This is a genomic window from Streptomyces sp. NPDC045956, assembly GCF_056430705.1.
In genome coordinates, this window is sequence record NZ_JBWKKZ010000010.1 from 211,648 (window position 1) to 222,698 (window position 11,051).

The 11,051-nt window shown below is 74.8% G+C and carries 1 protein-coding gene; it reads right to left on the reverse strand.

The window, feature by feature from the left end; translation table 11 throughout:
- Nucleotides 1-2: 2 nt before the first annotated feature.
- Nucleotides 3-11,036 (reverse strand): type I polyketide synthase, encoded by an 11,034-nt coding sequence (locus AC07FV_RS26025; RefSeq protein WP_479089704.1) that lies wholly within the window; start codon nt 11,034-11,036, stop codon nt 3-5.
- Nucleotides 11,037-11,051 lie beyond the last annotated feature (15 nt).

The following is an 11,051-nucleotide window of genomic DNA, read 5'->3' on the forward strand; positions in this document are numbered from 1 at the left end:
GCTCAGGCATCGTCTCGGTCGGCGTTCAGCGCCATGTCGATCAACGCGTCGGCGTCCAGTTCGTCGATCGAGTCGCCGTCGGTGGACGGGGTGGTCTGGGTGGGCGGTGCGGACGGCTCGTCGGTGTCGCCGGCCAGGCGCAGCAGCGTGTCCATCAGGCCCTCCGCGCGGAGGCGGGCGAGGGGAACGGTCGCCAGTGCCGTCCGGATGGCGTCCTCTCCGGGCTCGGCGGGTGCCTGGTCGGCGCTCGGTCCGTGGTCGGCGACGCCGAGTTCCGATCCGAGGTAGGCGGCGACCCCCGTGGGGGTGCGGTGGTTGAAGACCAGGCTCACCGGCAGCCGCAGCCCGGTCCTGCGGCTGAGCCGGTTCCGCAGCTCGACCGCGGTGAGCGAGTCGAAGCCGAGGTCCTTGAACGCGTGCGCGGCCTCGACGACCCGTCCGTCCCGGTACCGCAGGACCGCCGCTGCCTCGGTGCGGACCAGATCGAGCAGGATCTGCCGGCGCTGCCTGGCCGGTGCGGCGGAGAGCCGGTCGAGCAGGACGGAGGTCTCGTCGTCGCTCCGCTCGTCGGCCGCTTCCGGGGTCCGGTCGGCTTGCAGTGCGGCGATCAGCGGGCTCGGCCGGCTCGCGGTGAACGCGGGTCCGAAGACGTCCCAGTCGATGTCGGCTACGACCAGACCGTCCTCGTGCCGGTCGATCGCGCCCGCCAGGGCCCGTACGGCCGGTGCGGGCTCCATCGGGACTACCCCGAGCCGCCGCAGCCGGTCCCCTCCCCCCGACGCGGCGAGGCCACCGCCGGCCCAGGTGCCCCACGCCACGGAGGTCCCGGCCAGACCGGCCTGGCGGCGGTGCCGTACCAGAGCGTCCAGGAACGCGTTGCCGGCGGCGTACGCGCCCTGCCCTCCGCCGCCCCACACGGCGGCGCCGGAGGAGAAGACCACGAACCGCTCCAGGTCCGCCTCCCGGGTCAGCTCGTGCAGGAGGCGCGCACCGGTGACCTTCGCGCCGAGCACGGTGTCGAGATGGTCCGCGTCGACCTCGTCCAGTGCGGTCACACCGTCGACGCCGGCCGCGTGCAGCACCGCGGTCAGCGGCCACTGCGCCGGCACCGCGGCCAGGACGTCCGCCAGCGCGTCCCGGTCGGTCACGTCGCAGGCGGCCAGGGTGACCGTCGTACCGAGTGCGGTCAGCTCCGCCGCCAGCTCCGGTGCGCCGTCCGCCGCTTCGCCGCGCCGGCCGACCAGCAGCAGATGGGGGGCGCCCCGGCCGGCCAGCCAGCGGGCGACCTCGGCGCCGACGGCCCCGGTTCCGCCGGTGACCAGCACCGTTCCGGTGGGGGTCCAGGCAGCGGGCGCGGGCTGGGTGGTGTCGGTGTCCTTCGGCGCGCGGACGAGTCGACGGGCGAGGATGCCGCGGTCGCGGACAGCGACCTGGTCCTCGCCGGTGCCGCCGGCCAGGAGGACGGTCAGCAGGTCGCCGGCGGTGCTGTCGGGAGTGGGGGGGACGTCGATCAGCCCGCCCCAGCGGTCGGGGTGTTCGAGCGCGGCGACCCGGCCGACACCCCAGACCGCCGCCTGGGCGGGACGGTCGGCGGGCTCGTCGTGGGTGGACACCGCCCCGTGGGTCAGCGTCCACAGGGGTGCGGTGATGCCCGCGTCGCCGAGCGCCTGGGTCAGCGTCACGGTGGTGGCGACCCCGGCGGGCACCGTGGTGCTCGGCAGCGCGCCGTCGGTGGTGGCGACGAGTGACAGGACACCGGAGAGGGGCTCCTCGGGGCCGGTGGTCCCGTTGGGGCCGGTGGTCTCCTTCAGGCGTGCGGCGAGGGTGGCGCGGTCCGGAGCGTGGTCGGCGTCCACTTCGCACTCCAGGACGTCGGCCCCGGCGGCGCGCAGCGCGGTGGTGGCCCACTTCGTCAGCTCGCAGGCGAGAGGGGCGACGACCAGCCAGGTACCGGTGAGCGGGCCGGCGGCGGGCAGTCCTGTCAGCGGGGCCCACTCGATCCGGTAGCGCCAGGTGTCGATGGTGGTGTCCTGACGGCGTCGGGTGCGCCAGGAGGAGAGCGCGGGCAGGAGCGCGCCGAGTTCCCGGGAGGACTCCAGCTCCAGGGTGCCGGTGAGTTCCGCCAGGTCACCGCGTTCCACGGCGTCCCAGAAGGCGGCCTCCCCGACGTCGGCGACGACAGCCTCGCGGGTGGCCGGCGCGGGCTCCAGCCAGTAGCGCTCGTGCTGGAAGGCGTAGGCGGGCAGTTCGACACGCCGTCCGGTGGGGACGACCGTGGACCAGTCGACCTCGACTCCCGCCACCCATGCCTCGGCCAGGGCCTTCAGGAAACGCTCCTCACCACCCTCACCACGACGCAGCGAACCCACCACCACCGCATCCACACCCGCGGCCTCAGCCGTCTCCTCCACCCCGACAGCGAGCACCGGATGAGGACTGCACTCCACGAACACCGACCGGCCATCAGCCAGCAGCCCCCGCGTCACCTCCTCGAACCGCACCGTCGCCCGCAGATTCTCGAACCAGTACCCCGCATCCATCGACGCCGTATCCACCACACCACCCGTCACCGTCGAATACAACGCAACCCCCGACGACACGGGCGCCACATCCGCCAACTCCGCCACAACCCGCTCCCGCACCGCCTCCACCTGCACCGAATGCGAGGCGTAATCCACCGGAATCCGCCGCGCCCGCACCCCCCGCACCCCACACAACTCCAACAACCCCTCCAACGCCCCAAGCTCACCCGACACCACCGTCGACCCCGGCCCGTTCACCGCCGCCACCGACAACCGCCCCCCGAACCCACCCACCAGCTCCTCCACCACACCCCGACCCGCAGCGACCGACACCATCCCCCCACCACCGGCCAACGCCAGAATCGCCCGGCTCCGCAACGCCACCACCCGCGCCCCGTCCTCCAACGACAACCCACCCGCCACCACCGCCGCCGCGATCTCCCCCTGCGAATGACCCACCACCGCAGACGGCACCACCCCACACCCACGCCACAACCGCGCCAACGACACCATCACCGCCCACAACACCGGCTGCACCACATCCACCCGCTGAAGCAACCCCTCATCACCCGACTCGATCACCTCCGACAACGACCACTCCACCCACGGCTCCAACGCCACCTCACACTCCGCCAACGCCTCCCGGAACACCCCCGACCAACCCGCCAACTCCCGCCCCATCCCCACCCACTGCGACCCCTGACCCGGAAACACGAACACCACACCGCGCCCCCCGTTCACCACGCCCTGTACGGAACCGGCGGCCGCCCCCTCGGCCACCGAACCCAAGCCCTCCAGAGCGGCCTCCCGGTCGGCGGCCAGCACCACCGCGCGGTGCTCCAACCCCGCCCGCGACAGCAACGACCAGCCCACGTCCACCAGGTCCGGCCCGGACACACCGGACACCAGCTCCCGCAACCGGCCCGCCTGTCCCGACAGCGCGCCCGCCGACCGTGCCGACACGACCAAGGGCACCACCCCGCCGCGAGCCACCCCGGACTCCGGCACCGCGACCGCCGCCGGTACCGGCTCGGCCTGTTCGAGGATCACGTGCGCGTTGGTGCCGCTCATCCCGAACGACGACACCCCCGCCCGACGCACGCGCCCCGTCTCGGGCCACGCCCGCGACTCGACCGCCAGCCGCACCGCCCCGGCCGACCAGTCGACGTGCGAGGTCGGTTCCTCCACGTGCAAGGTCGCGGGTACCACTCCCGACCGCAGCGCCTGCACCATCTTGATGACGCCGGCCACACCCGCGGCCGACTGCGTGTGCCCGATGTTCGACTTGACCGAACCGAGCCAGACCGGGCGGTCCTCGGGCCGGCCCTGTCCGTACGTCGCGAGCAGCGCCTGCGCCTCGATCGGGTCACCCAGCCTGGTGCCCGTCCCGTGCGCCTCCACCACGTCCACGTCCGACGCCTCGAGACGCGCGTTGGCCAACGCCTGCCGGATCACCCGCTCCTGCGACGGACCGTTGGGCGCCGTCAGACCGTTCGACGCACCGTCCTGGTTGACGGCACTCCCCCGCACCACCGCCAGCACCTCATGGCCCCGGCGCACCGCGTCGGACAACCGCTCCACCAGCAGCAGGCCGACGCCCTCGGACCAGCCCGTGCCGTCCGCGGCCTCCGCGAACGCCTTGCAGCGCGCGTCCTCGGCCAGTCCGTCCAGGCGGCTGAACTCGCTGAACACCCCGAAGCCGGCCATCACCGTCACTCCCCCGGCCAGGGCCATGTCGCACTCACCGTTGCGCAGCGCCTGCACCGCGAGGTGCACCGCCACCAACGACGACGAACACGCCGTGTCCACCGTCACCGCGGGGCCCTCCAGGCCGAACGAGTACGCCACCCGGCCCGAGAGGACGCTGGTGGCGCCGCCGGTGAGCTGGTAGCCGGCGACGTCCTCCGGGAGGGCCTTGTCGAGGCCGTAGTACGAGGAGGCGGCGCCCGCGAACACGCCGATCGGCTCACCGGCGACGGCCAGGGGGTCGAGCCCCGCTGCCTCGAACGCCTCCCACGCCGTCTCCAGCAGCAGGCGCTGCTGGGGGTCCATCACCAGTGCCTCGCGCGGCGAGATCCCGAACAGCCCGGCGTCGAACCCGGCCACGTCGTCGAGGAACCCGCCGAGCGGCGCGTACGGCAGGGCCGCGGTGTCGATGTCCCAGCCGCGGTCGGTCGGGAAGGCGGTGATGGCGTCCTCTCCGGCGTGCACGAGCCGCCACAGGTCGGCGGGCGACCGGACGCCGCCGGGCAGCCGGCACGACATGCCGATGATCGCGATCGGCTCGCCGTGGTCGGTGGCGGAGCCGGTGGTGGCCCGATGCGCCGGGCCGGCCTCGCCGACCAGTTCGGTGCCGAGGTGGTCGGCGAGCGCGGCCGGGGTGGGATGGTCGAACAGCAGTGTCGCGGGCAGGCGCAGTCCGGTGGCCGCGTTGATGCGGTTGCGCAGTTCGACGGAGGTCAGCGAGTCGAATCCGAGTTCCTTGAACACCCGGTCCGGGGCCACCGCGTCCGCGCCCGTGTGCCCGAGGACGGTCGCGGCCTCGGCGCACACCAGTGCGGTGAGCAGGCGGCGCTGTTCGGCGGCGGAGAGCGCGGCGAGGCGTCCGGCGAGGCCCGAACCGCCGGGGACGGTACCGGCGGCGCGGCGCGCGGGGGCGCGTACCAGGCCGCGCAGGAGCGCGGGCACGGGGCGCAGCGTCCGGGCGACGGACGCGTCGAAGCGCAGCGGGAGCAGGTAGGGCAGTCCGGTGGCATGGGCGGTGTCGAAGAGGGCGAGTCCTTCGTCGGCGGAGAGCGCGCCGCCGACGCGGGTGGCGCGGGCGAGACCGGTGGTGCCGAGGCCGCCGCTGATGGCGCTCTCCTCGGCCCACAGTCCCCAGCCGAGCGCGGTCGCGGCCAGTCCCCGGGTCCGGCGCTGCTGGGCCAGCGCCTCCAGGAAGGCGTTGGCGGCGGCGTAGTTGGCCTGGCCCGGGGAGCCGAATGCGGAGGACGCGGAGCCGTAGACGGTGAACAGGGCCAGGTCGTGGCCCGCGGTCAGTTCGTGCAGGGCGAGCGCGGCCCGGACCTTGGGGCGCAGTACGCCGGTGAGCCGCTCGGGCGTCAGCGCCTCGATGACACCGTCGTCGGCGACACCGGCCGCGTGCACGACCCCGGTGAGCGGGTGTTCGGCGGGGAGGCCGGCCAGCAGTCCGGCCAGGGCCTCCCGATCGGTGGCGTCGCAGGCGGCGATCCGCACCTGTGCGCCGAGCGCGCCGAGTCGCTCCGCGAGTTCCCGCGCGCCGGGCGCGGCGGGACCGCTCCGGCTCGTGAGGACCAGGTGTCGTACGCCCCGGTGCTCGACCAGGTGCCGGGCCAGCAGCGATCCGAGGGTGCCGGTGCCGCCGGTGATCAGGACCGTGCCCTCCGGGTCGAGGGCCCGCGGCAGCATCAGGACGTTCTTGCCGACATGGCCGCCGGAGGCGACGTGCCGGAAGACCTCCGGCGCCTGCCGGACGTCCCACGCCCGCGCGGGCAGCAAGGTGAACCGGCCGGCGCGGAACAGCTCCAGGACCTCCCGCAGCATCTCCTGCAACCGGTCCGGCCCTGCCTCGCCGAGGTCGAAGGAGCGGTAGCGGCGGTCGCCGAACGAGTCGGGGTCGCGCAGGTCCGCCTTGCCCATCTCCACGAAGCGGCCGCCGGGCGCCAGCAGCCGCGCCGAGGCGTCGACGAACTCGCCCGCCAGCGCGTTGAGGACGACGTCCACGCCGCGCCCTTCGGTGCGCCGCGCGAAGGCCTGCTCGAAGCCCAGGTCACGCGAGGAGGCGAGGTGGTCCGGGTCCAGTCCGGTCGCCGCCCACTTCGCCGGTGAGGCCGTGCCGTACACCTCGGCGCCCAGGTGCCGCGCGACCTGTACGGCGGCCATCCCCACGCCACCGGCGGCGGCGTGGACCAGCACCGACTCGCCGGCGGTCAGCCCCGCGAGGTCGACCAGCGCGTAGTAGGACGTCAGGAAGGCCATCGGCACCGAGGCCGCGTCCGAGAAGGTCCACTCCTCCGGCATCGACGCCACCATCCGCCGGTCCACCACCGCCAGCGGCCCGAAGGCCCCCTGGAACAGGCCGAAGACCCGGTCGCCCGGTACGAGGTCCGCGACTCCGGGGCCGACCTCGACCACGACGCCCGCAGCCTCCGACCCCATGAGGGCCGTGGGGTCCGGGTACTGCCCGAGTGCGATCAGCACATCACGGAAGTTCACCCCCGCCGCACGCACCTCGACCCGTACCTCGCCCGGCGCCGGCTTCGCGGTCGCCTCGGAGGCGGGCGCGAGGGCCAGGTCGCGGAGGGAGCCGGAGGCGCGGTCGGCGGTGAGTCGCCAGCCCTCCGTGTCGGGCACGGCGAGTGCGCCGGACGCCGAGGCGCGGGCCAGCCTGGGGGCGAGCAGGGTGCCGCCGCGCCGGGCGAGCCAGGGTTCGTCGCCGTCCGTGAGCACGGCGAGCAGGTCGGCGTCGGTGAGGATGTCGGTGCCAGAGCCAGAGCCAGAGCCAGGGCCAGTGCCGGTCCCGGCCCCGGAGTCGGTGTCGGTGTCGACGTCCAGCAGGACGAACCGGTCGGGGTGTTCGGCCTGCGCGGAGCGTACGAGACCGCCGACGGCCGCCCCGGACAGACCGGTGACGTCGTCAGCGGGTACCGCGGCCACGGCACGGCGGGTGATCAGCACCAGCCGGGACACGGTGAACCGCTCGTCGGCCAGCCACGCCTGGAGGCCGGCCAGGACCTCGGATACGGCGACCTCGGTGTCCGCGTCCGCCACGGGCCAGGCGACGACGTCGGGTGCGGCACCGGAGAACCCGGCCAGGAAGGCGCCGAGTCCGTCAGCGGCCAGGGCGAGCGATGCCCGCCGTGCCGGCGCCGGCACGGGTACCGGCGTCCAGTCGAGGAGGAAGAGCGAGTCGTCGTGGCCCCGGTCGACGGCGGTCGCGGCCCGCAGGGTGAGCGACTCGACGGTGGCGACGGGGGTGCCCTCGGGGTCGCTGATCCGCAGCGTCCAGGCGTCCGCGCCGACGGGGGTGAGGTGGACGCGGGCCCGGGTGGCGCCGGTCGCGTGCAGGGTGGCGCCCTGCCAGGCGAAGGGCAGCCCGGCCCGGTCCGGGTCGAGGCCGGTGAGGTGCAGCGCGGCGTCGAACAGGGCGGGGTGCAGTCCGCAGCGGCCCGCCTCACGGTGGGCGGACTCGGGCAGCTCGACCTCGGCGTACAGCTCGTCGCCCGCCCGCCAGGCAGCTTTCAGCCCCTGGAAGACGGGTCCGTACGCGAAACCGGCCCCGGCGGCCCGCTCGTAGAAGCCGTCGAGGTCCACCGGCTCGGCCTCCGGGGGCCAGGCCCGTGCGGTGCCCGCCGGAGCGGTGGTCGGAGCGGCGGCGAGTCGTCCGACGGCGTGGCCGGTCCATTCCTCCTCGCCGTCGGGACGCGAGTGGATCTCCAGAGGGCGGGTGCCGTCCTCGCGCTCGGCTCCGGCGCTGACCTGGATCTGCACGCCGCCGCGCGCGGGCAGCACGAGCGGCGCGGTGAGGGTGAGGTCGTCCACGGCCCCGCAGCCGACGTGTTCCCCGGCCTGCCAGGCGAGTTCGACGAACGCGGTGCCCGGGACGAGGACACCGCCGAGGACCGTGTGGTCGGTGAGCCAGCCGTGCGTGGCGGCGGAGAGCCGACCGGTGAGCAGCACCCCTCCCCCGACGGCCGGCCACACGGCGGCGCCCAGCAGCGGGTGCCCCGTCGCGCCGAGGCCGGCGGAGGTCAGGTCCCCGGCACTCAGCCGGACGTCGGGCCAGTACACCTGCCGTTCGAACGGGTACGTGGGGAGTTCCACGCGCCGGGCACCCGCGGTGCCGAGCGGCGCCGCCCAGTCGACGGGGGCGCCGTGCACGTGGACCCGGGCGATGCCGTGCAGCAGCGAGGCGGCCTCGTCGGGGCCCGAGCCCAGGGTGGGCACGGCGGTCGCTTCCTCGACGAGGTACGGCACGAGGGCGGACAGGGACCGGTCCGGGCCGAGTTCGAGGAAGCGGGTGGCACCGAACCCGTGCGCCCGGCGCACGGCGTCGGCGAAACGGACGGGGGCGACGATCTGCCCGACCCAGTACTCGGGGGTGGCCGGGTCCCCGGGGGCGGTGGCCACGATCGGCAGCGTCGGGGCACGGTACGTCAGCGACCGGGCGACGGCGGCGAACTCGTCGAGCATCGGCTCCATCAGGTGCGAGTGGAACGCGTGCGAGACGGCCAGCCGTTTCACGCGCACCCCGCGTGCCCGGAACCGCTCCTCCAGGGCGTCGATCGCGTCGGCGTCCCCGGAGACGGTGACCGAGGCGGGCCCGTTGACCGCCGCCACGTCGATCTCGTCGGGCAGGTCCAGCCCGTCCTCGGCCGCTTCGACGGCGAGCATCGCGCCGCCCCGCGGCAACGCGTCCATCAGCCGGGCGCGCGCCGACACCAGGGCGCACGCGTCCTCCAACGAGAGCACTCCGGCGAGGTGCGCGGCGGCCAGTTCACCGATCGAGTGGCCCACCAGCATGTCCGGGGCCAGCCCCCAGGACTCCACCGACCGGAACAACGCCACCTCGACGGCGAACAGAGCGGGCTGCGTGTACGCGGTGCGGGCCAGAAGCTCGGCGTCCTCCCCGAACAGCACGTCCTTCAGGGGCCGCGGGAGTCGGACCTGCGCACACACCGCGTCGAGCGCTTCGGCGAACACGGGGAAGGCCTCGTACAGCCCTCGCCCCATGCCCAGCCGCTGCGCGCCCTGGCCCGAGAACAGGAACGCCGTGCGCCCGGGTGCGGCCGTGCCGGACTCCGCCTCCGGCGGGACCTTGCCCTCGCCGAGGTCCGCGAGCGCCCGCAGCGCGTCGTCACGCCCCGCCGCCAGGACGACGGTCCGCGCGGCCAGCGACGCGCGGGTGGTGGCCAGCGAGTGGCCGAGGTCGGCCAGGCGTGCCTCGGGCCGTTCGGTCAGGTGCGCGTGGAGTGCCACCGCCTGCCGGCGCAGTGCGCGCTGCGTGCCGGCGGAGAGCGGGAGCGGGATCAGCGGCGGTTCGGGGGCCGTGGGCGGCGGCGCGGCCGGGCCCTCCCCGGTCTCGGGGTCGGGTTCGGGTGCCTGCTCCAGCACCGTGTGCGCGTTGGTGCCGCTCACCCCGAACGAGGAGACGGCGGCGCGTCTGGTCCGGTCGGGGCCGGGCCAGGGGCGGTTCTCGGTGAGGAGCCGTACGGCGCCGGTCGACCAGTCCACCTGCCGGGTGGGCTCGTCGGCGTGCAGGGTACGGGGCAGCACGCCGTGCCGCAGCGCCATGACCGTCTTGATGACGCCGGCGACTCCGGCGGCGGCCTGGGTGTGCGCGATGTTGGACTTCACCGAGCCGAGCCACAGCGGGCGGTCGGCGGCGCGGCCCCGGCCGTAGGCGGCCAGCAGCGCCTGCGCCTCGATCGGGTCGCCGAGCCTCGTGCCGGTGCCGTGCGCCTCGACCAGGTCCACGTCGGAGGGCGCCAGGCCCGCCGAGGCCAGCGCGTCACGGATGACCCGCTGCTGCGAGGGACCGTTCGGCGCGGTCAGCCCGTTGGAGGCGCCGTCCTGGTTGACGGCCGAGCCGCGGACCACCGCCAGCACCTCGTGGCCGTGGCGTACGGCGTCCGAGAGCCGCTCCACCAGCAGCATCCCGACGCCCTCGCCCCAGCCGGTGCCGTCCGCGCCGTCCCCGAAGGCCTTGCACCGGCCGTCGGCCGCCAGCCCCCGCTGGCGGGAGAACTCGACGAACGCGGCAGGCGTGGCCATGACCGTGACGCCGCCCGCGAGAGCCATGGTGCACTCGCCCCTGCGCAGCGACTGCACGGCCAGGTGCAGCGCCACCAGCGACGCCGAGCACGCGGTGTCCACGGTGAGGGCGGGGCCTTCCAGCCCGAAGACGTACGAGAGCCGTCCGGACAGCACGCTCGCGACGGCGCCGGTGGCGAGATAGCCCTCGGCCGCCTGCGGGTCGGCGGCGAGCGCGGTGGCGTAGTCCTGGCCGTTGGTGGCGGCGAACACGCCGATCCGCTCGCCGCGCACCGACTTCGGGTCGATGCCGGCCCGCTCGAAGGCCTCCCACGAGGTCTCCAGGAGCAGCCGCTGCTGCGGGTCCATGGCGACGGCCTCGCGCGGCGAGATCTCGAAGAGCCCGGCGTCGAACTCGGCGGCCTCATGGAGGAATCCGCCCTCGTGACCGTAGCTGCTCCCGGGCCGCTCGGGGTCCGGGTCGAGCAGTGCGTCCAGGTCCCAGCCCCGGTCGGCGGGGAAGGGGCCGACCGCGTCGCGGCCCTCGGTGACCAGCTGCCACAGCTGTTCCGGGGTGCGGACGCCGCCGGGGAAGCGGCAGGCCATGGAGACGACGGCGATGGGCTCGGAGTCCCGCTCCCGCGTTGCGCGCAGCTCCTGGTGCGCCTGCCGCAGCTCACCCGTGACGAACTTCAGGTGGTCGAGCAGCTTCTCTTCGTTCGTCATCGATGCGACTCCCAGCGGGCAGGACCGTAC